The organism is Specibacter sp. BI4 (genome assembly GCF_056680095.1).
Genome location: NZ_CM155265.1, coordinates 2490377 through 2511721, shown reverse-complemented (window position 1 = coordinate 2511721; position 21345 = coordinate 2490377). Strand labels below are relative to the sequence as shown.

General features: G+C 63.8%; 20 protein-coding genes. 2 read left to right on the top strand and 18 right to left on the bottom strand.

What is annotated here, in order from left to right:
* Positions 1 to 97: 97 nt before the first annotated feature.
* From nrdE to AC1L6K_RS11525, 8 genes are all read right to left on the bottom strand, one after another.
* Positions 98 to 2218 (bottom strand): class 1b ribonucleoside-diphosphate reductase subunit alpha, encoded by a 2121-nt coding sequence (gene nrdE / locus AC1L6K_RS11560; protein ID WP_480952748.1) that lies wholly within the window; start codon positions 2216 to 2218, stop codon positions 98 to 100.
* A gap of 14 nt (positions 2219 to 2232) precedes the next feature.
* Complete coding sequence (gene nrdI / locus AC1L6K_RS11555; protein ID WP_480949023.1) at positions 2233 to 2709, bottom strand: class Ib ribonucleoside-diphosphate reductase assembly flavoprotein NrdI; 477 nt, start codon at positions 2707 to 2709, stop codon at positions 2233 to 2235.
* A 124-nt stretch (positions 2710 to 2833) separates the two neighbouring features.
* Positions 2834 to 3088: a glutaredoxin-like protein NrdH gene (nrdH, locus tag AC1L6K_RS11550; RefSeq protein ID WP_480949022.1), complete on the bottom strand. Its 255-nt coding sequence runs from the start codon at positions 3086 to 3088 to the stop codon at positions 2834 to 2836.
* 560 nt (positions 3089 to 3648) lie between these two features.
* On the bottom strand, positions 3649 to 4155 hold the full coding sequence (locus AC1L6K_RS11545) for a GNAT family N-acetyltransferase (protein WP_480949021.1): 507 nt from the start codon (positions 4153 to 4155) through the stop codon (positions 3649 to 3651).
* 140 nt (positions 4156 to 4295) lie between these two features.
* Positions 4296 to 5384 (bottom strand): S66 family peptidase, encoded by a 1089-nt coding sequence (locus AC1L6K_RS11540; RefSeq protein ID WP_480949020.1) that lies wholly within the window; start codon positions 5382 to 5384, stop codon positions 4296 to 4298.
* Between the two features lie 91 nt (positions 5385 to 5475).
* A complete protein-coding gene (locus tag AC1L6K_RS11535) occupies positions 5476 to 6714 on the bottom strand; it encodes an MFS transporter (protein ID WP_480949019.1) in 1239 nt (412 codons plus the stop codon).
* Positions 6711 to 7298 (bottom strand): TetR/AcrR family transcriptional regulator, encoded by a 588-nt coding sequence (locus tag AC1L6K_RS11530; protein ID WP_480949018.1) that lies wholly within the window; start codon positions 7296 to 7298, stop codon positions 6711 to 6713. The genes AC1L6K_RS11535 and AC1L6K_RS11530 overlap by 4 nt, the downstream gene beginning before the upstream one ends.
* A 10-nt stretch (positions 7299 to 7308) precedes the next feature.
* Positions 7309 to 7914, bottom strand: coding sequence for a sugar O-acetyltransferase (locus tag AC1L6K_RS11525; protein ID WP_480949017.1), 606 nt, complete (start codon positions 7912 to 7914; stop codon positions 7309 to 7311).
* A 171-nt stretch (positions 7915 to 8085) separates the two neighbouring features.
* On the opposite strand from AC1L6K_RS11525, the gene AC1L6K_RS11520 reads away from it, so the two are divergent.
* Positions 8086 to 9018, top strand: coding sequence for a LysR family transcriptional regulator (locus tag AC1L6K_RS11520; protein ID WP_480949016.1), 933 nt, complete (start codon positions 8086 to 8088; stop codon positions 9016 to 9018).
* An 81-nt stretch (positions 9019 to 9099) separates the two neighbouring features.
* On the opposite strand, the gene AC1L6K_RS11515 is transcribed toward AC1L6K_RS11520, so the two are convergent.
* From AC1L6K_RS11515 to AC1L6K_RS11475, 9 genes are all read right to left on the bottom strand, one after another.
* The gene (locus AC1L6K_RS11515) at positions 9100 to 10512 is read right to left on the bottom strand and encodes an aldehyde dehydrogenase family protein (RefSeq protein ID WP_480949015.1); all 1413 of its coding nucleotides are present in this window, start codon (positions 10510 to 10512) and stop codon (positions 9100 to 9102) included.
* 211 nt (positions 10513 to 10723) lie between these two features.
* The gene (gene metE, locus AC1L6K_RS11510) at positions 10724 to 13039 is read right to left on the bottom strand and encodes a 5-methyltetrahydropteroyltriglutamate--homocysteine S-methyltransferase (protein WP_480949014.1); all 2316 of its coding nucleotides are present in this window, start codon (positions 13037 to 13039) and stop codon (positions 10724 to 10726) included.
* Positions 13040 to 13111: 72 nt separating this feature from the next.
* On the bottom strand, positions 13112 to 14089 hold the full coding sequence (locus AC1L6K_RS11505) for a methylenetetrahydrofolate reductase (RefSeq protein WP_480949013.1): 978 nt from the start codon (positions 14087 to 14089) through the stop codon (positions 13112 to 13114).
* A 397-nt stretch (positions 14090 to 14486) separates the two neighbouring features.
* Positions 14487 to 15323 (bottom strand): hypothetical protein, encoded by an 837-nt coding sequence (locus tag AC1L6K_RS11500; RefSeq protein WP_480949012.1) that lies wholly within the window; start codon positions 15321 to 15323, stop codon positions 14487 to 14489.
* Positions 15320 to 16318 (bottom strand): vWA domain-containing protein, encoded by a 999-nt coding sequence (locus tag AC1L6K_RS11495; protein ID WP_480949011.1) that lies wholly within the window; start codon positions 16316 to 16318, stop codon positions 15320 to 15322. The genes AC1L6K_RS11500 and AC1L6K_RS11495 overlap by 4 nt, the downstream gene beginning before the upstream one ends.
* A complete protein-coding gene (locus tag AC1L6K_RS11490; RefSeq protein ID WP_480949010.1) occupies positions 16315 to 17304 on the bottom strand; it encodes a vWA domain-containing protein in 990 nt (329 codons plus the stop codon). The genes AC1L6K_RS11495 and AC1L6K_RS11490 overlap by 4 nt, the downstream gene beginning before the upstream one ends.
* Positions 17295 to 17765 (bottom strand): hypothetical protein, encoded by a 471-nt coding sequence (locus tag AC1L6K_RS11485; RefSeq protein ID WP_480949009.1) that lies wholly within the window; start codon positions 17763 to 17765, stop codon positions 17295 to 17297. The genes AC1L6K_RS11490 and AC1L6K_RS11485 overlap by 10 nt, the downstream gene beginning before the upstream one ends.
* Positions 17755 to 18636 carry a DUF58 domain-containing protein gene (locus tag AC1L6K_RS11480; protein WP_480949008.1) on the bottom strand — a complete coding sequence of 294 codons (882 nt, stop codon included), beginning with the start codon at positions 18634 to 18636 and terminating at the stop codon, positions 17755 to 17757. The genes AC1L6K_RS11485 and AC1L6K_RS11480 overlap by 11 nt, the downstream gene beginning before the upstream one ends.
* Before the next feature lie 6 nt (positions 18637 to 18642).
* Entirely contained in the window at positions 18643 to 19653 is a 1011-nt protein-coding gene (locus AC1L6K_RS11475) for an AAA family ATPase (protein WP_480952747.1), read from the bottom strand.
* A 134-nt stretch (positions 19654 to 19787) separates the two neighbouring features.
* Between AC1L6K_RS11475 and AC1L6K_RS11470 the strand changes: the two genes are divergently transcribed.
* On the top strand, positions 19788 to 19985 hold the full coding sequence (locus AC1L6K_RS11470; RefSeq protein WP_480949007.1) for a hypothetical protein: 198 nt from the start codon (positions 19788 to 19790) through the stop codon (positions 19983 to 19985).
* A gap of 12 nt (positions 19986 to 19997) precedes the next feature.
* On the opposite strand, the gene AC1L6K_RS11465 is transcribed toward AC1L6K_RS11470, so the two are convergent.
* Positions 19998 to 21215 (bottom strand): ROK family transcriptional regulator, encoded by a 1218-nt coding sequence (locus AC1L6K_RS11465; protein ID WP_480949006.1) that lies wholly within the window; start codon positions 21213 to 21215, stop codon positions 19998 to 20000.
* Positions 21216 to 21345: the final 130 nt, after the last annotated feature.

Here is a 21345-nt window from a genome sequence, read left to right as displayed (position 1 = left end):
TTGTAAAAATCCTGGTGGCCGCGCGGGCCAAGTCAATCTTAAGCCGAAGGCACGACGGCGGGATTCCCCCGCCGTCGTGCTCTTCAGTTTTGTGGTGCTACAGCTGGCATGAAACGCAATTCTCCACTTCTGTGCCTTCCAGCGCGAGCTGGCGAAGTCGGATGTAGTAGATGGTCTTGATGCCCTTGCGCCAGGCGTAAATCTGGGCCTTGTTGATGTCACGCGTGGTGGCGGTGTCCTTGAAGAACAACGTCAGGGACAGGCCCTGGTCCACGTGCTGGGTGGCGGCGGCGTAGGTGTCGATGATCTTCTCAAAGCCGATCTCGTACGCATCCTTGTAGTACTCGACGTTGTCGTTCGTCAGGTACGGGGCCGGGTAGTAGACGCGACCCAGCTTGCCTTCCTTGCGGATCTCAATCATGGAGGCGATCGGGTGGATCGAGGACGTTGAGTTGTTGATGTAGCTGATGGAACCTGTGGGCGGAACAGCCTGCAGGTTCTGGTTGTAGATGCCGTGCTCCACGACCGAGGCCTTCAGCGCACGCCAGTCCTCCTGGGTGGGGATGTGCACGCCTTCGAACATCTGCACAACCTTTTCGGTCTGCGGAACCCATTCGCCATCGGTGTACTTGTCGAAGAACTCGCCGCTGGCGTACTTGGAATTCTCGAAGCCGGCGAAGGTGCTGCCCGTTTCGATGGCCAACAGGTTCGACGCACGGATCGCGTGGTAGACCACCGTGTAGAAGTAAATGTTGGTGAAGTCCAGGCCCTCTTCGGAGCCGTAGTGGACGCGCTCACGGGCAAGGTAGCCGTGCAGGTTCATCTGGCCCAAACCAATGGCATGCGACTGGTCGTTGCCCTTGGCGATGGAAGGCACGCTGGTGATGTTTGACATGTCGGACACTGCCGAGAGGGTGCGGATGGCCGTCTCGATGGTGTTGCCCAAGTTCGGTGAATCCATGGCCTTGGCAATGTTCAGCGAGCCAAGATTGCAGGAAATGTCCTTGCCGACGTCGGCGTAGGAGAGGTCATCGTTGTACGTGGTCGGCTGTGAAACCTGCAGGATCTCCGAGCACAGGTTGCTCATGATGATCTTGCCCTCGATGGGGTTCTCGCGGTTCACCGTGTCTTCAAACATGATGTACGGGTAGCCGGACTCGAACTGGATCTCGGCGAGGGTCTGGAAGAACTCGCGGGCCTTGATCTTGGTCTTCTTGATCCGGGCGTCGTCCACCATTTCGTAGTACTTCTCGGTGACCGAGATGTCGGAGAACGGCATGCCGTAGACCTTTTCGACGTCGTACGGGGAGAACAGGTACATGTCCTCGTCGCGCTTGGCCAATTCGAAGGTGATGTCGGGGATGACAACACCCAGTGAGAGGGTCTTGATGCGTACCTTCTCATCGGCGTTCTCGCGCTTGGTGTCGAGGAAGCGGTTGATGTCGGGGTGGTGGGCGTGCAGGTAGACGGCGCCTGCACCCTGGCGGGCACCGAGCTGGTTGGCGTAGGAGAAGCTGTCCTCGAGGAGCTTCATGACGGGGATGACGCCGGAGGACTGGTTCTCGATCTGCTTGATGGGTGCGCCCACTTCGCGGATGTTGGTCAGCGCGAATGCCACGCCGCCGCCGCGCTTGGACAGCTGCAGTGCGGAGTTGATGGAGCGGCCAATGGATTCCATGTTGTCTTCGATGCGCAGCAGGAAGCAGGAGACGAGCTCGCCGCGCTGCGCCTTGCCGGCGTTGAGGAAGGTGGGGGTTGCCGGCTGGAAGCGGCCCTCGATGACCTCATCAACGATCTTCGTGGCAAGTTCCTCGTTGCCGCGGGCAAGGTGCAGTGCCACCATGCACACACGGTCTTCGTAGCGCTCCAGGAAACGGTTGCCGTCAAAGGTCTTCAGCGTGTACGAGGTGTAGAACTTGAACGCGCCAAGGAAGGTCTCGAAACGGAACTTCTTCTTGTACGCGTGGTTGTAGAGGTCGCGGATGAAGTTCATCGTGTACTGGTCAAGCGTCTCGCGCTCGTAGTACTCGTTCTTCACCAGGTAGTCCAGCTTTTCCTCCAGGTCGTGGAAGAACACGGTGTTGTTATTAACGTGCTGGAGGAAGTACTGACGGGCAGCTGCGCGGTCCGCGTCAAACTGGATTTCGCCGTCGGCGTTGTACAGGTTCAACATGGCGTTGAGCTCGTGGTAGCCGAGGCCTTCCCATGCCGCAGGCATGTCCTTGGACGCCTTCACTGCTGAGTCTTGTTCTGAGACAATCGTGTCCAAAATTCTTCCAATCCTTCGTGAACGCGGTCCACGTCTTCAGACGTGCCCATCAGTTCAAAACGGTATAAATGCTGTACTTTGCACTTCTCGGCGACGATGTCACCGGCGAGGCAATATGTTTCGCCGAAATTTGTGTTCCCGGCGCCGACGACGCCGCGGATCAGGTTCCGATTATCCGCTACATTGAGGAATTTGATGACCTGTTTTGGCACTGCGCCCTCCCGATTTTCCCCGCCGTAGGTGGGGAGGATCAAGACGAAGGGCTCCTGGGCCAGAAGGGTTTCTTCATAGGTGTATACCGGCAGCCGTGCCGCGTCCACGCCCAGCTTCACAACGAAGCGGTGGGTGTTGTCGGAGGCTGATGAAAAATAAATCAACCGGCTGCTGGTGTATCGAGAGGCTATCTGAGCCACAGCGGGTTCTGCTGCAACGGTTGACATGACAATCGCTTTCCAACTTCTTACTTGCGGTTGTGGGGCCGGCCGTCTGACTGGCCAGCCCCACTCGTGTGCGCTGTGCGCACGTGAAATTATGGTGATTCCGCAGGCCTCAGCCTGCAGCCCACTACGCTACGCTCGACGCGGCGCCTTCAACGACCGCAGCCAATTCGGCGATCTTGTCCGGGCGGAAGCCTGACCAGTGGTCGGCGTCGGTGATCACAACAGGTGCCTGCTGGTATCCCAGGCTGAGCACGTGTTCCAGGGCTTCCGGATCGGTGGAGATGTCCACGCTCTTGTAGGTGATGCCCTTTTTGTCCAAGGCGCGGTAGGTGGCGTTGCACTGGACACATGCAGGTTTGGTGTAAACCGTGACGGTCATGATCGAGATCCCCTTATGTTTATTGCTAATTCTGACTACAGAAAACGGCTAACTCGCTGTCTGTGGGACCAACGGTTCACGTCACGGTCTCGCAAGCTGTTCGAGCTGTTTCAGCGGCTCCTTCGGAACCACTTGAATTCTGTATTAGATACTACATGTAGTGCAGACTCTCGATGCCGACCCCTACATGGTGTATTACAAGTATGTCATTTTATACACCGTTCGTCCACAGGCACAGGGATTTAAAAGCGCTGGAAATCAAGGTTTAACCCCCCTCTGTCCACAGGGTGTGGAGGAGTTAGTCACAATATTTCGCGCGGCGTGTCGACCGTGTCGGCGTGTCGGCCTTCCCGGGTGTGGGGCGGCACAACACCAGGAAGCGGGGCGGCATATGGGAGCCCAAGTTGTTTGCCCCTCGTCCCCATTTCATGCCCCCGATCATTGGCCAGGTTGTGGCCGCCAGCAAGATTGAGAGTCCCGGCCAGCCATGTTGCGTGCGCCCGCAGGGGGAACCTTGGCGGGGGCTCTTGCCGCTGGGAGAGTCTCGTTCCCAGCGCGGATCAGTTGCCGAGCAGGCTCTTCGTCATGGCGTAGTTGGTTAGCCGCACGCCGACCATCACAGGATGTTGTTCAGCCACGACTACAAATCCGCAGCGCTCGAAGAAAGGCCGGGCCGTGATGCTGACATTGGCACTCAGCTCTGTCAGGCGCTCTGCGCGCGCGTGGGCCTCCACGTGGGCAAGCAGATGGCGTGCCACCCCGAGCCGCAGGTAGCGCGGGGACACGAACATCATGTCGATATACCCCTGCGCGTCTACGTCGGAGAAGCCTGCCGGCTCCCCATCCACGGTAGCCACGTAGCTGTTCCGCCTGTGCATCGCGGCGTGCCAGGTGGACAGTTCGCGTGCCTCCGGACGTGCCCACGCCTGAATCTGCTCCGGCGAGTAATCGGCGGCAGCTGTTTCGGTCACGGCGGCAAGGAAGATCGCCATGGTGTCTGCGGCATCCGCGAGACGGTAGGGACGAATCGCGATCACAGGCACATTGGTGTTTGTTTTCAAGTCCACAGAACCAGCATCCCACCTCGATCGGCCATCACCACTGAGCGCTCATCGAGTCAGCACGCCGAACCTTGAGCGGGCAGACACTAAGTTCATGTGATCACTGTCAGTTTTGGTCAGTGGTCGTTGGCATCACGAGGGTCGGCTCATGCCAGGGTCTGCTCAAGGTATTGTGCTTCTTCGCTAAAGAACAAGTGGCCTTGGGCTCCGTTGACGATGGGGAGTTGTGGCGGAACGTGGCCGCATTCGACGTTGCCAATGATGGGTACGCCGAGTGTTCCCAGGGCATCCAGGACAGCCTCGGCCTGGGTGAGTGTCGGCGAGTCAGGGGCACCGGTTCGGCCCACGAGGACGGCACTGGCGCCGTCGAAGAATCCGGCCAGGCGCATGCCGTGAAGATGACGGCAGATGGTGGTCGCGTCAACGCCGGAAGCTTCCACGTTGACAATCAACGAGTCGCTTGGAGCTTCACGCAGGGCCTTGGTGTTGAGATAGGGGGTTCCTGCGAGGTTGACCATTGTTTCTATGCACCCACCGATCAGGCGGCATGTAACATTCACGTCCTCCTGCCCCTGGTCGAGTCGTTCCCAGGCGCCGCTGCCGTTCCATGTGTGTTGCGATGCCCCAGGGTTGTTTTCCCAATCGTCCCAGTCGTTGACTCGATAAACGCCCGGCGAAATCTGCCTAAATGTCGCTCCTGCAGGCAGCGAGGCAATCTCGATCCACGACATCAGTGACTCGGGAACGCGATAGGGAGTGTCCATGAGGTTGCTCCCATGGAGGGTCGCCATTCCTGTCCGGAGCGTGATTGGTGTGAGCAGTGTTGAAATGTCGGAGTAGCCCACGAACCAGGTTGGTTCGGCGAGGGCGAGTGCGTCGAAATCAAGATGGGAAATAAGGTCGATGGCCATCACTCCTCCCCACGGGGGAACCACTGCTTTGATTGTGGGATCCAAAAGCATCCGCATCAGCTCCTCGGCCCGTTGCTTGGCAGGGGCACTGACGTGTGTGGTGCCGTCCAGGCAATCGCCGACTTTTACTTCGAAACCACTGTCACGCAGTTGCTGCACTGCAAAGTCGAGGCGTCCCAAAAGTTTTTTGCTTATTCCGCTCGACGGTGCCGTCACGCCAATGATGTCGCCTGACCTCAGCGGCCGGGGGTATCGAATCTCCATCAGCTCATGGTCGCATGCGGCAGCGACAACCCAGGACAGCCTGCCTGGGGAACGTGACACGAAACCGGGAATTTCGGTGATCTGGCACTGAGTATCACCGCAGGTCACAGCCATCTGCGGGCGGGCCCGAATTCACGGCCCGCCCGAATAATCACTGCTGCGGTGCGCCGGTTTTCCTGACCAGTGCCGGCGAAAGCACCGGCGAGAGGACAAGGACCAGCACTCCTGCCAGCGGCACCACCAGCAGACCCGCCCGCAGTGATGACGCATCTGCGACGGCCCCCACTATGGGCGGGGACACCAGGAAGCTCACGCGCATCAGCCATCCCACGAGCGTCAGCCCCGTCCCTGCACGCAGCCCGGGCAAATTGTCCGCAGCATGCATGGCTGCGGGAACCAGGGTGGCAATGCCAAAACCGGCGGCAGCAAAGCCCGCGATGGTGCCAGCAATGCTCGGGAACATCAGCGCCTGCCCCATGCCCAGGGCAACAATCAGCCCGCCCGCCTGCGCGACCCTGCGCTGGCCAAAGCTGTCAACCAGGGAGTCACCCACCATGCGGCCGATGAACTGCGCCCCGACAAGCGCCACAAATCCGAGCCCGGCCACTGACGCGGACGCGGCAAACCCGCCCGTGAGATACACGGCTGCCCAGGTGTTGCCGGCATCTTCCACGAGGGAACCGGCGGACGCGATCAAGACCAGCGCCAAAAGCACCCCATACTTCCCGCAGCCTCGGGACTTGGGGGCGGGCCCGGCGTCGTTCGCGGCAGGGGAAGCCGCCGGCACAACCTCCACCGGCTCCGGCCCGGATAGCAGGAAGCGCAGGCAGCCCAGGGACACCGCGGCAAACAGGATCCCGGAAATGACCAGGTGGAGTTGGACGGGAACGCCCAGCCCTGCGGCCGCGGCCCCCATGAGACCGCCAGCGACGGCCCCCATGCTCCAGACAGCGTGGAAGGAGTTCAGGATTGAGCGGCCAAAGAGTTTTTGGACCCGCAGTCCGTGGGAGTTTTGCGCGACGTCGGTAATGGCATCCATGGCGCCGGCCGCACTGAGCCCCACGGCAAACAAGAGCCCGGACGGCGCGAAGCCCGCGGCCACCAGCCCGAGCGCCGTCAGGACAGTGCCGGCCACTGCCACACGGGCCGAGCTGAAACGGCGGATCAAGGCGCCGGCGGCCAGCCCGGCCACCAGGGCACCCAGGGGGAAGGCCGCCACGGCAATGCCGAACTCTGCATTGCTGAGACCCAGGGATGCCTTGATGGCCGGAAACCGGGGCAGCAGGTTGGCAAAGAGCGCCCCGTTGGTCAGGAACAGTGCGGCCACGGCCAGCCGAGCATGGCCCACGGTCCGGGGCACATCGCCGCGTTGGTTCGTTTTCAGGCTCAAGGTTTTCCCGCGATTCGATTGACTGCTTCCTCGACTGTGCTCCGGGGCATGGGTGCCAGGGACAGCGACCGGTGCATGGTCAGCCCTTCAATGAGGGCGTCGAGCATGATGGTGGTGGCCTCGTCGAAAAAGCGTCCGACCGCCGCCCGGCTGCGCGCCATCCACGCGTCGGTGACCTGGCGCAGCTCGGGGCGCCTGACGGCGAGCGCGTACAGCTCATACGAGAGCACCATGGTCCGGGGATCGTTCAGGAGTTCCCCCGTGATCAAGCTGACGACGGCGGCCCGTGCCTGCGCCGCATCGCCCACCTCAGCCATGGCAGCCTCAAAACCGTCGCCCGTGTGGTTGGCCAGTTTCGTGAACGCTTCCTGGAGAATTTCATCCAGGGATTCAAAATGGTAGGTCAGGGAACCCAACGGCACCCCGGCGGCCGCGGCAATCTTCCGATAGGTTGTCCCGGCCACACCGTGTTCGGCGATGACGTCCAAGGCGGCGTCAATGATGTTCCCCCGCCTGTCGGGATCGTAGCGGCGGCGCAGCTTGGTTTCCTGGCCTGATTGCCCCTGCGCCGCCTTGCCGTTCACGGGCGCCGCCTCACAGCTTCTTGGTGATGCGTGCAGGGTTGCCGACGGCGACCACGTTGGCCGGCAGGTCCCGGGTGACGACGGCACCTGCTCCGACCACTGTGTTGTCGCCGATGCTGACGCCTGGGAGCACGATAACCCCGCCTCCGAGCCAGACGTTGTCGCCAATCGTGATGGGCAGGGCCGATTCGAGCTTGTCCCGGCGCAGCCATGGCTCCAGCGGGTGTGTCGGTGTCAGCAGCTGGACGCCCGGACCGATCATGACGTCGGCGCCGATCGTGATGGGCGCTACGTCGAGGGCGGTGAAGTTGTAGTTGATGAACGTCCTGGGGCCGATGGTGATGTACCGGCCGTAGTCGACGAAGAACGGCGGCCGGATCTCCACGTCCTCCCCCAGTGAGCCGACGAGGGCGGCCAGGATTTCCTCGGCGGCGTCACGGTCCTCCGCCCACAGCTGGCCGTAGCGGTGGGCCAGTGTGATGGCGCGCTGGGAGGCGGTGGCAAGTTCGGCATCCTCAGCAAGGTAGAGGTCTCCGGCTTCCATGCGTTCCCGCATGGTGCGCGGGTCATGGGCGAAATGCGGGTGCTGCATTGCTGTGTCCATTCCGTAGTTCATTCCGTCATCCATTCAGTCATCCATTCCGTCACTCATTCAGGCACGGCAATTCGTTATGTACAAATGTACACAACGGGCGGTGGTTCTGCATGCGCCGGGGCGGCATTACGCAAGCTGCGGCGGCCGTCTATGCTTGCAGGGAACCCGCCCGGCAGTGAGAAAGAGAGCGCCTTGATCAACCCAGTGCACCTGCGGACCCTGCTCGAGGTCGTCCGCCGCGGGTCCCTAGCCGCCGCAGCCACCCAACTGGGGTACACGGCGTCGGCAGTGTCACAGCAGATGTCCGCGCTGGAGCGCGACAGCGGGGTGAAGCTGTTCCACCGGTCAGCCCGGAGCGTGCTGCCCACGGATGCCGCCCTTGTCATGGCCCGGCATGCGGCGAAGGTGCTCACGGACATTGATGCGCTGCTGGCTGCGAGCGCCAGGACCGAGGAGGGCACCAGCCAGGAATTGCGGCTGGGCATTTTTCCGTCGCTGGCCACCCACGTTTTGCCGCGGCTCCTGCGCAGCCCCGAATGGCCCGGACTGGGCATCAACCTGCATGTGTCGGTGGGCGAACCACAACAGACCATTGGCGGACTGCGGACAGGCGGTGAACTGGATGTTGCGCTGGTGTACCAGGTGGGACAGTCGGGGCTGGCGTGGCCGCACACCATCAACCGGCAGTGGATTGGGGATGACGACTTCAGGGTCGTCCTGCCGAAGTCGTGGGGCATCCGGCCCGGCTCAGTGGTGGAAGCCGCCCAGCTGTCCGACATGCCTTGGATCATGCACCACCCCGGAACAAGTGACGCTGCCGTGATTGAGCGGCTCTTTGCCAGTTGCAACCTGCACCCGCGGGTTGCCGTCTACAGTGATGATTTCAATGCCAGCCTGCAACTGGCCAGCGTGGGCATGGGCGCCGCCCTGGTGCCCGAGCTGGCGCTGCAGGGCCGGCCCGAGAACGTGGTGGTTTTGGATGTGCCGGAAATTCGGCTGGCCAGGAACATCTTTGCCCTGCTCATCAACGACAACCGGACGGCGCGGGTTGAGGTGTTCGTTGACAAACTGGCCGGCATCCTCCAGGACGTGACGGGCACCAGTCACGTGGACCTGACGCCGTAGCCGCCCCTTGGATGTCGGGGTCAGACCCCGCGGGTCAGAACCAACGGCGCGTCAGGCCCCAGCCGCGCAGGCCCCGGCGCGTCAGGCCTTCCTGAATTTTCTTGCCGGTGCCACAAAACGCTTGATGATCTGCTTCTTGACAGAGCCAAAAGGCGGGTAGATCAGGGACAGGGTGTCCGGGGACAACGGCTTGTCCAGCACGGCCTTGTGGTGGGAGAAGGTGTCGACGGAGTACTGGCCGTGGTATCTGCCCATGCCGCTCTCCCCCACCCCGCCAAACGGCAGCTCGGGAACTGACAGGTGTGCCACCGGGACGCCGAAGTTCAGCGCGCCCGACGACGTTTGTTCCGTAAAGTCCTTCCGCACCCCTGCATCTTCGCTGAAGACGTACAACGACAGTGGCTTGTCCCGCCCGTTGATGTAGGCGATTGCCTCGGCCGCCGAGCCAACCGTGACAAGCGGCAGCACCGGACCAAAGATCTCGTCCACCATCAGTTGCGCCTCGGCGTCAACATGAAGCACTGTGGGTTCGATGTAGCGGGTGGCAGCATCTGTGCGCCCGCCACTGACGAGGGCGGACCCGGCGTCGTCGTCCAGGTCCCGTGCCAGCAGGCCAGCAATCCGGGCGAAGGCGCCGTCGTTGACAATCCGCCCGTAGGCCAGGCTGTGCGAAGGGTCCGGACCGTAGAGGTCGTTGATTGCTTCAGGGAGTTCCTTGGCCAGCTTGGCCAGCGCCGCATCCGTGCCCAGAACATAGTCAGGGGCCACGCAGGTTTGCCCGGCGTTCATGAACTTGCCCCAAGCAATTCTGCGGGCCGCGGCGACCATGTCAACGGTGTCGTCAATGTAGACGGGCGACTTTCCGCCCAGTTCCAGCGTCACCGGCGTCAGGTTCCTGGCGGCGGCGGCCATGACGATCCTGCCCACCCGGCCGTTGCCCGTGTAAAAGATGTGGTCGAAGCGCTCCGCGAGCAGCTCCGTGGTTTCCGGCACCCCGCCCTCGACAATGCTGACTGCCCCGTCAAGGTATTCGGGGACCCACCGGGCCAGGGCGGCCGAGCAGGCAGGTGCCATCTCGCTGGGCTTGCCAACCACCGTGTTTCCGGCTGCGAGCGCACCGATGATTGGGGCCAGGAGCAGTTGGATGGGATAGTTCCACGGCGCAATGACCAGGACGACGCCGAGGGGGTCAAGCACGGTGGTGGCCCGTGCCGGCTGCAAGGTCAGGGGCACGGTGGCCCTGCGCGGCCGCAGCCACCCCTCAAGGTGTTTGACGGTGTGGGCGATGTCGGCTGTCAGGAAGCCAAGCTCGGTGAGCCACGCCTCGGCGGGGTGCTTGCCCAGGTCCGCCGCGAGGGCGGCCGTAAAGTCGTCACCGTGGTCCAGCAGCATCTGGTTCATGGCCTTGAGTTGCCCCAGCCTCCATGCCAGGGGCTTGGTCGTTCCACTGGTGAAGGCTGTCCGTGCCGCGGCCACGGTTTCTTGTACGCTCATGGCTTCAATGTACCGGCACCGGCAACGTGCAGAAAATCGAATTCGAATATACTTTCGAATTCACTTGGTCCGGACACGAAAAAGCGCCTGAGCCGCGAACCAGCTGTTGGGCAACAGCTGGTTCGCGGCTCAGGCGCTGAACCACGGCACAACGCCCACCACCACAGCGGCTCAGACGCTGACTCACGGCACAACGCCCACCAAACGGCGCCTAGACCAGCTGGGCGCGGACTTCCTTCGTGGCATTGACCAGGTTGCGCAGGGACTCTTCGGTCTCGGCGTAGCCGCGGGTCTTCAGGCCGCAGTCCGGGTTGACCCAAAGCTGGCGGACAGGCACATGCTTGACGGCGGTGCCCAACAGCTCCGAAACCTCGGCCTGGCCGGGGACGCGGGGGCTGTGGATGTCGTACACGCCCGGACCGACGCCGCGGCCGAAACCGTGGCTTTCCATGTCGTTGACGACCTCCATGCGGGAGCGGGCCGCCTCGATGGAGGTGACATCGGCATCGAGTCCGTCGATGGCGTCGATGATGACGCCGAATTCGGAGTAGCACAGGTGGGTGTGGATCTGGGTGCCGTCGGCTGCGCCGGCGGTGGAGAGGCGGAAGGAGTTCACCGACCAGTCAAGGTAGGCAGCCTGGTCTGCACGGCGCAGCGGGAGCAGTTCGCGCAGGGCGGGCTCGTCGACCTGGATGATCTTGATGCCGGCGGCTTCGAGGTCGGCGATCTCGTCGCGCAGGGCCAGGCCCACCTGGTTGGCGGTGTCGCCGAGGGGCTGGTCGTCACGCACAAATGACCAGGCCAGGATCGTGACGGGTCCGGTGAGCATGCCCTTCATCGGCTTGGCAGTCAGCGACTGGGCGTACTCGGCCCACTCAACCGTGATGGCCTTCACCCGGGTGACATCGCCCCACAGGATCGAGGGGCGGGTGCAGCGGCTGCCGTACGACTGAACCCAGCCGTGGACCGTCACGTCAAAGCCTTCGAGGTTCTCGGCAAAGTACTGGACCATGTCGTTGCGCTCGGGCTCGCCGTGCACCAGGACGTCAAAGTCGAGTCGCTCCTGCAGGTCAACGACGCGCTTGATTTCTTCCTTCATCAGGGTCGAGTATTCCTCGCCGCTGATGACACCCTTGTTGGCGCGGGCGCGGGCGCCGCGAATCTCGCTGGTCTGCGGGAAGGAACCGATGGTGGTCGTGGGCAGCGGCGGCAGGTCCAGCGTCTTTTCCTGGGCGGCCACGCGGACCTCGTACTCGGAGCGGTTGAAGTCGGCCGGGGTGAGTGCGGCCAGGCGTGCACGCACCTCGGGGCGCTTGACACCGGCAGCGGCAGCGCGGGAGGCGATGATGGCGGAGGCTTCGGCTACGGCAGCAGCGGACGACGCCGGGTCCACCAGGTGGGCGGCCAGCGTCACCACTTCGGTAACCTTCTGGTCCGCAAACGCCAACCAGCTGCGCAGTTCTTCGGAGAGCTGGGCTTCCTCGGTGACATCGTGCGGGACGTGCTGGGTGGACGTTGAGGTGGACACGGCAACCGTGATCCCGGCAGCCTTGAGCGTCTCGAGGCGGTTGACCGACTCGGCCAGGTCGTTGCGCCAGATGTTGTGGCCGTCAACCACACCGGCAACAACCGTCTTGCCGGCCAGCAGGGCCAGCTCGTCAGAGGAGGGCACGGCACCCTTGAACGCATCGATGTGGAGTGCCTCAATGGGTGCGGCAGCCAGGGTGGGCAGCAATTCGGCGAGGGCACCAAACGGGGTGGACACCAGGATGGCGGGACGGCCGGCAGCGGCGGCGAGGACTTCGTAGGAGCGTGTTACGGCAGCCTGGACCTCAGCCACGGGAACGTCCTGGTCGGCAACGAGGGCCGGCTCGTCGAGCTGAACCCAGCTGGCACCTGCAGCACCCAGGCGGGAGAGCAGCTCGGCGTAAACCGGCAGCACATCCTCCAGCCGGGACAGCGGGTTGAAGCCCGCCGGGGCGTCGTCGGAGGCCTTGCTCAGCAGTAGGAACGTGACCGGACCCACGAGGTAGGGACGGGTTTCAAAGCCATTGGCCAAAGCGTATTCGAACTGCTCAACCACGCGGGTGGACGTCAGGGAGAAGTTTGTTTCCGGGCCGATTTCCGGCACCAGGTAGTGGTAGTTGGTGTCAAACCACTTGGTCATTTCCAGCGGCTGCTGCTCAACTGTGCCGCGGGCCAGTGTGAAGTAGGCGTTGAGGTCGAGCTGGCCTTCTGCGTTGAGCAGCTGGCCGAAGCGTGCCGGCACGGCACCGATGTGGGTTGCCGCGTCGAGGACCTGGTCGTAGTAGGAGAAGGTGCCCGGAATCGCGGCAGCCTCACCCAGGCCCAGCTCCGTCAGGCGGCGGGCGGTGCCCAACTGTATTGCCTTGGCGGCGGCGTCCAGCTCGGCGGCGTCGATCTTGTTCGCCCAGAAGGATTCGATGGCCTTCTTCAATTCGCGGCGGCGGCCGATGCGGGGGTAGCCCAGCAGGGAGGCGGAGGGGAAAGCGGGTGTGTTTGACATGAGGGTTCCTTAAAGGTGTTTGAAGCAAAGCATGTGGGATTCGCAGGGCCCGCAGGCACCTGCCGGGGACAACTACGCAGTGACCAGCCGTGGCGGACGGCCGGCGGGGCTCCGGGACGCCACAGGCGGGCGGCCGGGGCGCAGCAGCTGGAGCTTGTCCAGCACCTCAAGGGCCGCTGCATGTTCGTTGAACGTGTACAGGTGGATGCCGGGGGCTCCGGCGTCCAGGGCCGCCCGGGCCAGCCCAACTGTGGCTGCCACGCCGATCCGGCGGCTGTCGGCGGCGTCGTCGGCACGGCCCAGGGCATCCAGCAGCGAGTCCGACGGCGCCACCCCCGTCAGCTCTCCCAGGCGCCGTACGCGGCGCAGGCTTGTGAACGGCATGACGCCCGGAATGATGGGGATGGACACCCCTGCGCGGCGGGCCCTGGTGACAAGGTCCTTGTACTGGTCAGCGTGGAAGAACACCTGCGTGATGGCAAAGTCGGCGCCGGACTGCTGCTTGGCCAGAAGCACCTCGACGTCGTGTTCAACCGACGGGGATTCCGGGTGCCGCGCCGGATAGGCGGCCACACCGATGGCGACCTTGCCGGCGCACAGCAGGGCCGAACGGCGCTGCTCGACGCGGCGGATCAGTTCGATCAGGTCCTGGGCGTGGTGCAGGGATCCGGCCTTGGGTTGTGCCGGGGCGTCGTTGGGCAGGTCCCCGCGCAGGGCCAGGATGCCACGGACCCCGTGGTCCAGAAGTTCGGAAATGATGCCGGCAAGCTCATCGGCGGTGTTGCCAACGCAGGTCAGGTGCGCCAGGGGCAGCAGCGAGGTTTCGGTCAGCAGCCTGTTGAGCAGCTCCACTGCCGTGTCCCGGTTGCTGCCGTTGGCCCCGTAGGTGACGGAAACATAGTCGGGATTGGTGGATTCCAACTCCCGGATGGTGTCCCACAGCGTTGCCTCGGCAACAGCAGTCTTGGGCGGGAATAGCTCGTAGGAAAGGGCTGTCGGCGCACTGTGTGTCGATGGCGCCGATGCCTGAAGAAGGCTCGGAGGAGACATTTGCTTGGTCCTTGAGGATGGGCCGGCCGCCGCTGCCCTGCGTCCGGGACACGTCTGTCCAGGACACGCGGGCAAGAGGCCGATCTTATGTTCGTAAAAGGTGGGGCGGACATGCCACTGCACACTGCACAAACGGCAGCGCTCAGATTCGCATTGATCCGCCAGCAAATGTCAGGCCCACATGGGGGCACCCACACCCTCGAATCATCCAAAGGGTCGCCGACACACGTTGAGGAACTAACGTAGGCACAATCTTAGGCACGGCATTCCCGCGGCAACAAGTCGAAATCGAATTACGTCGCAACTTTACGGAATATTTCGGCCGATGCGGTCGATGGTGTGTCATATATGCCCATGCCCACCGAACAATCTTCACCCCGGGTGCGCGCGGACCCGCCTACCAGGGTTTGGCGTACTGCTCTGGTTCGTCGTCGGCGTTGTCCTCGTTGAAGTCCTGGCTTTGGCTGCGCTCCTTTTGCGCGTTCCGGCCGGATTGTTTCAGCTCTTCCTGCTTGCCGTCGGCCGGCTCCTCGGCCGGTTTCGTCCCGTCGGCGTCCGGTGCAGGTTCCTGGTCGCCGCCTTTGCCTGCCGACTGCTTTTCCGCCAGGCGCTCCTGGGCCTGCTTGAGCGCGTCGCCTTCCCCGTCCTTGTTGTTTTCGCTGTTGGGTGCAAAGCAATCCCGGGGGGCCTGCGCCACGACCTCGCTGCCCTGGCCAAAAAATTCCTTGGCCGACGCCGGGTCGCCGGCTTTTTCCTGTGCGTCGCCGAGCTTTTCCAGACTTAGCACGAGGTTGACGCGCACCTTGCAGGATTCGTTGGCCGGAACCAGGTCAAGGGCCTGCGAAAATTCCTGCCGGGCCGCCTCAAAATCACCGTGCAGGACATGTCCGTCGCCCAGGGCGAAGTGTGCCTTGTAGCGTTCCACCACATTAAGTGTGCCCATGGCCTGGCCAGCCCTGACTGTCCCGTCGGCGTCTCCACCCGCGTAGGCCGTGCCCGCCAGCCCTGCGGAGATGGGCAGGCTCAACAGCTTCACGGCTACCACAAGAGCAATCAGCAGGACCGGGGCCGAGCCCAACAGCAGCCTGCGCCGCCGCCGCAGGAGCAGCCGGGCGGACTGGGATTGGGCAGGCTGGGACTGGGCAGGCCGGGGTGACTGCTGCTGGGGGTTCTGGGATTGGACAGGCTGGGCCGGCTGGGGCTGGGCAGGCTGGGAGTTCTGTGTGCGGCTCATTTGCCACCCTTTCCGGGTCGGTGCAGCTGGCGCCAGGAACGGGTCAGTGCGGCCAGCTCCCACAGTGCGACGCCGAACGCCGCCAAGGCGAGCAGCCAGTACACTTCCCAGCGGCCGGCGCCCGTCCCGTCTTCCGGGGATGCCGGCTCGGAGGCGGCCTTGGGTGTTGATGTTCCGAGGGCCGCAGCGATGTCCTCGGCGCCCTGCCGGTGGACGTAGGGGACGTCGAGCTGGCCGGCGATCCCCTGCAGCGATTTCTCATCGATGCGCGAGACTGCCGGCGCGTACCCGGCACCCTTGTCGACGATGTAGTCGCCGGGTTCGCCGCTGCCAAAGTCGTAGTCGCGCATCTTTCCGCCGGCAGCGCTGCCGTACCCAAGCACGGCCCCGCCGTCGATCAGCAGGGTTGCGGCTTTGAATGGTGCGGGGGCTGTGGCTGCCGTTTGTTCGCCGTCGCCAAGGTAGTAGACCAGTTGGGGCCTCTCCGGGTGGGCCTCGCGGGCCGCCGAGAGCCGCTGGGCCAGCACCTCGTCGGCCACGCTGATGCTGCTGCCCTTGGAGTTGTAGGTTTGCCGGGGCGCCATGATGTCCGTCAAGGTCAGCAGCGCCGTGGCGTCAGTTGTCAGTGGCAGCACGACCTTGGCGCTGCTGTCGAAGGTGATCAGTGAGAACCGGGCCCCGGTGAGCTCGCCGGCCAGTGCCATGATGTCGGCCTTCATCCCGTCCATGCGCGGGGCGTTGCCGTTGTAGTCCTCGGCGGAGGAACTCGGTGTCATGTCAACAACAAAGAACACGTTCAACTCGGTGTTCGCCACGGGGGCTGGGGCTCCCGCCAGCCCCGGCCGCGCAGCGGCAAGGACCACCAGCACCATCAGGACCGCGTAACGCCAGCCGGCGGCGCTGCGGTTTTTGACCAGCAGGAACACTGCTGCCGCGATGAGCAGCAGTGCCAGTGGCCAGAACAGCCACGGAGTGAGTACAGGCAGAAAGGTCATCGCCGCAGCCTCCATGCCGCAGTGCCAAGCACAAGTAGCGACAGCAGGGCCAGGCCCAGGGGCCACCCCGGACGGTCAAGCACAGTCTTTTGCGGCGCACCCGTCAGCTTCGATGCCTCGGTTGCCTGCACCTTGGTCACGATGGCTTCCACCGCCGATTCCGATTCCAGTGCATGGTAGGTGCCGCCGGTGCTGCTGCTGGCCTGTTTCAGCCCGTCAGCGGCCTCGCCAAACACGGTGCTGGAGCCAAAGTCGTTGGGGTTCAGCGAGTACACGCTGATGTCCGCCTTCTTGGCCAGCACAGCGGCCTCGTCCAGGCGGAAAATCGGTTTGCCGGCGAGCATGTTGTCGGTGGCCAAAATAATTGACCGCGAGCGTTTCGCCTCCTGCGGGCCCGTGCCGGGGAAACCATTGACGCAGCTGGCCAGCCCGTCGCCAATCAACGACGATCCCGCAGCTTCAAAGGTCCCCGCAAAATACTCATAGCTGGAGGCATCCATGCCCAGTGCCTTCTGCGCCACCTTGAGTTCTCCGGCCACAAATTCGTAGTCGTCGGTCAGCGGAAACACCATCACCGCACTGGAGTCAAAAATGGTCAGCCCCACCCGTTCACCCTTGAAATTGCCCACGAGCTTGGAAAAAACTTTGACAATGGCCTCGTCGGTGCCAAGCATTGAGCCGGACACGTCAAGGCACAAGATGATGTCCCGGTTGAGCTTCTCGGGAGTGCTTGTGCTTTCGGTGACAGGGCGGGCGGCGGCCACGGCCAGCGACAGTCCGAGCACGATGACGGCGGCCAGGGCGCCGAGCAGCCATTTTCTGCGCTGCGCCAGGGCTTTTCTGTACGCGGGCAGTGCCGTGAGCCGGTCCGCGTGCGCCACCGGGGTCCGCTGCCCGGCCGTCTCCTGCCGGCGCCAAAAGATGACTGCCACGGCGGCAAGCGCGGCCAGGGCCAGCGGCAGCAGCCACCAGTATTTCAACGCCACGAAGCCACCACGTTCCTGGCGGACGCAGCCGAAGCGGCCACCGTGAGGTTCCCGCCGTGGGCGGCGAACTCCCCCGGATAGAAAAGTTCGACGGCGTCGGCCACCAGGGGCAGCTGGCGTCCCCTGAGCTGGGCCAGGGTCATGCGCTGGGCCGGCAGGCCCGTCATTTCGTGGACAAAGGTCCGCACAGCCAGGCTCAGCTCAAGGTGGGCCGCGCGCCTGCCCAGGCTGCCGCCGTCGTGCTTGTTCTCAATCTCCGCTATCAGCAGCAGGTATTTTTGCCGCACGGACTCAGGGTTTCGCGGGGCAACAAAGTCCGGCACGCCGGGCATGGCCCGGTCCCTGGTGGAAATCCACACCCAGGCAATCCAGCCCAGGCCGAGCAGCAGCAGGGCCGCGCCGCCCAGGGGCCACCATGCCGAGTACCCAACGGGGGCGAAGAAAGTTCCGTCAGCGGCCACGGCGGTGCCTTTCGAGCAGGGCAAAAATCTTCGCCATGACTTCGTCGGTGGCGCCGATGCCGGCCATGGCGATGCCGCTGGCCTGGAGCAGTTCAGCCAGCGCCCGGGCACGGCCTGCCACCGCCTCCGCATAGCTGCGGGCCAGTTCGGGGTCCTCGGCCAGCAGCATCAGGACCGGGTCCATGCCCGCAACGTCCATGCCGACGCCGTGCACCGAGCCGGGACCGGCCAGGGCAGCATCGTCGATCTGGATCCACAGGATCTCGTGTTGGGCCCTGAGCCGGCGCAGCACCTTGGCCAGGCGCGGCCCGGCGGCCACTTCGTCGGCCACCACCACCAGGAGCATGCGCTGCCTGTAGTGCGCGGCCACATATTCCAGCCTGGCGCACAGCTCGCTGGGGCCACGGCTGAGGTCGGCGCCGTCCATGCACCGGAGCAGCTGTTCGAGGTGGTTCTCAGTGCCCTTGGCCGGCAGCGCCACCGACGCTTCGCCGTCGCCGTGCACCAGCGCGACCGAGTCGCCGTGGCGGATGGCAAGCGAGCCAATGACGCCCATGGCCATGACGGCGATGTCCTTCTTGACCTCGCCGCTGCGGGCCGCCGCTGCCATGTTGCGGCCGGTGTCGGCAACGAACAAAACCTGCTGCCTGCGGGTCGCCATGTACCGCTTGATCAGCGGTGTTCCCGTCCGGGCCGTGGCCTTCCAATCGATGTCGCGGACCTCGTCACCCGGGACGTAGTCGCGCAGGTCGTCGAAGTCCAGGCTGCGCCCGCGGAAGATGGAGGCGTATTCGCCGTCGAGCATGCCCCGGGCCTTGCGGTGCGCAAAAATGTACATCCTGGACTTCACTGCCGTCAACAAGGTGCCCACGGCCGGCTACGGTGTCTGGACGGAATCAACGATGGCGGCAATGACTCTTTCAACCCGGATGTCCTGGGCCACGGCCTCGAACCCCAGGATGAGCCGGTGCCGCAGGACACGGTCGGCCAGGGACTTCACGTCTTCGGGGATCACATGGTCGCGGCCGTGCAACAGGGCAAGGGCGCGTGCCGCCTGTGTGAAGGCGATGCTGGCGCGGGGGCTGGCCCCAAATTCGATCAGCCCGGCCAGGGCCGGATCAATGTACGCCCCGGCGTGCCGGGTCACGTAGACAAGGCCCACGATGTAGTTCACCAGGGACGGATCCAGGTACACCTTTTTAACTGTTGCCTGCAGCGTGCGCACCTGGTCAAGGCTCGCGACTGCCGACGGCGTGGCCTCAGCCAGGAACACGCCGGCGTCGATGCGCCTGATGATCTCGGCTTCCTCGACCGGGCTCGGGTAGTCCAGGACGTCCTTGAGCATGAACCTGTCCATCTGCGCCTCGGGCAGCTGGTAGGTCCCCTCCTGCTCAATGGGGTTCTGGGTTGCCATGACCATAAAGGGTGACGGCAGCGGGTGCACCTGCCCGCCGATGGTTGTCTGTCGTTCCTGCATCGCCTCCAGCATCGCCGACTGGGTCTTGGCACTGGAACGGTTGATCTCATCAAGCAGCACAATGTTCGCATGCACGGGACCGAGCTGGGTGACAAAGCTGCCCTGGGCGGCGTCGTAGATCTGGGTGCCCACGATGTCGCTGGGCAACAGGTCGGGGGTGCACTGGATGCGGTGGAAAAGGGCGCTGATGGAATCGGCAAGTGTCTGGGCCGCGGTGGTCTTGGCCAGTCCGGGCACCGATTCGAGCAGCACATGCCCGCCGGTCATCAAGGAGATCAGCAGCGTTTCCCGCAGCCGCGCCTGACCCACCACTTTCGCCTCAAAGCTGTTCGAGATGCTGCCCACGAGCTGCCGTGCCTGGGCCAGCTCCAGGGGGTCGATGTGGTGGCTGACGGCGGTGGTTGGCAAGATCTCAGGCCTTTCGATGGCACAGTTGTTGAATGATTCCCGGTGTACAGCCCATCGGATTCCGGGCTGGACCGCAATGGGGAGAACTTCCCATGAACACCTGTCGGCTGCGGCGGGCTGGGACTACAGTATGGAGCATGAACCAATTGCCAGCCGCGTATGCAGAGTATCTCAAGGGCAAAAGCGAGGGTTTCACAGCCGCCGTCCTGCCGGTCCTGCTGCAGTCAGTCGCCGAGAAAACGCACGGCGTCCATGTTGTCGTCAACCCGCACGTGGTCCAGGCCCACACCGATCCTGCCATCCCCTTTGGCGAGATTGTCGAAGGGGTGGACTGACAAGGGCTTCTGTCAGGGCTTCTTCCAGGGCTTCGCGTCGAGCAGCAGCTGGCCTGCGCGGGGGCTGAACGTTTTTTCCATGACCAGGCAGGCCGCACCGAAGGCTTCCTCGCCGGAACTGACGATTGTGCCCACCACTTCCACCGAGTGGACGCAGCTGGTGACGCTGAGATTTGCCAGCAGCTGCGGCATCTGGACCAGGTAGCTCGGTGCCAGGGCCGGCCAGAACGGTCCGCCAAACACGACCCGCTCAACGTCGAGAAGATTTGTCAGCACCGAGACGGCACCGGCCATCCTGCGTGCGGACTGGGCAAGAACTTCGACGGCAGCGGGGTTGCCGTCGGCTGCGGCCTGGGCCAGTGCTGTCATGTCGTCAAGCAGCGGACTGGGTGCCAGCGGGTCACCTGCCGGCAGTGCTCCGGCCTCCCGGGCCAGGGCCACCATCGTTTCGGGCATGCACGTTGCCTTGACACAGCCCTTGCGCCCGCAGTCGCACTCCGGTCCGGACGGGTCGGCAATGATGTGGCCGATCTCCCCGACGTTTCCCGAGGAGCCGCGCACAACCTCGTCATTGAGCACCAGCCCGGCGCCGATGCCCGTGCCCACGTAGATGTAGACAAAATCGGTGGCACTGTCAGCAGCGCCTGCCCACAGCTCAGCCACGGCCGAGGCCGTGACATCCTTGTCAACGACCACGGCAAGTCCTGTGGTTTCCTGCAGGATGTCGCGCAGCGGAACCCGCGTCCAGCCGGGCATGTGCGGCGGATTGACAACCGTTCCGCTGGCAGCGTCAACGGGACCGGGAGTGGCAACCCCCAGCCCGGCAATTCTTTGCTCATCAACGCCGGACTCCTTGATGATCGCGCGGATCCTGGCACCCATGGCGGCCACTGCCTGGGCGGGCGTGCTGACCAGATCGGTGGGTTCGTCCACCGATGCCAGCACCGTGCCCACGGCGTCAAGGAGCGCATAGCTCGTCATGGCCGGGTCAATGTGGAGGCCGATGGCGTACATGCCTCGCGGGTTCAGCCGCAAAATTGTGCGTGGCTTTCCCGGTCCGGAAGTCTCCTTGCCGGCCTCGACGATGAGCCCTGAGTCCAGGAGCCGGCGGCAGATGTTGGAGACTGTCTGCGCCGCCAGGCCGGCCGATGCCGACAATTCCACCCGGCTCAGGCCCCCGTCGGACCGGCGGATGGAGTCCAGGATGACAGCTTGATTGAAATCTCCCATCTTGGGAAGATTTGTGCCGCGGCGGCGGTGCGGCAAACCAATCTCGGGAACACCCAAAATATAACACTCCTTGACAGATTATTGGCGGTCGTTCGCCCTTGTCGGCGCTGAATCCCCCGTCCCCAGTTGA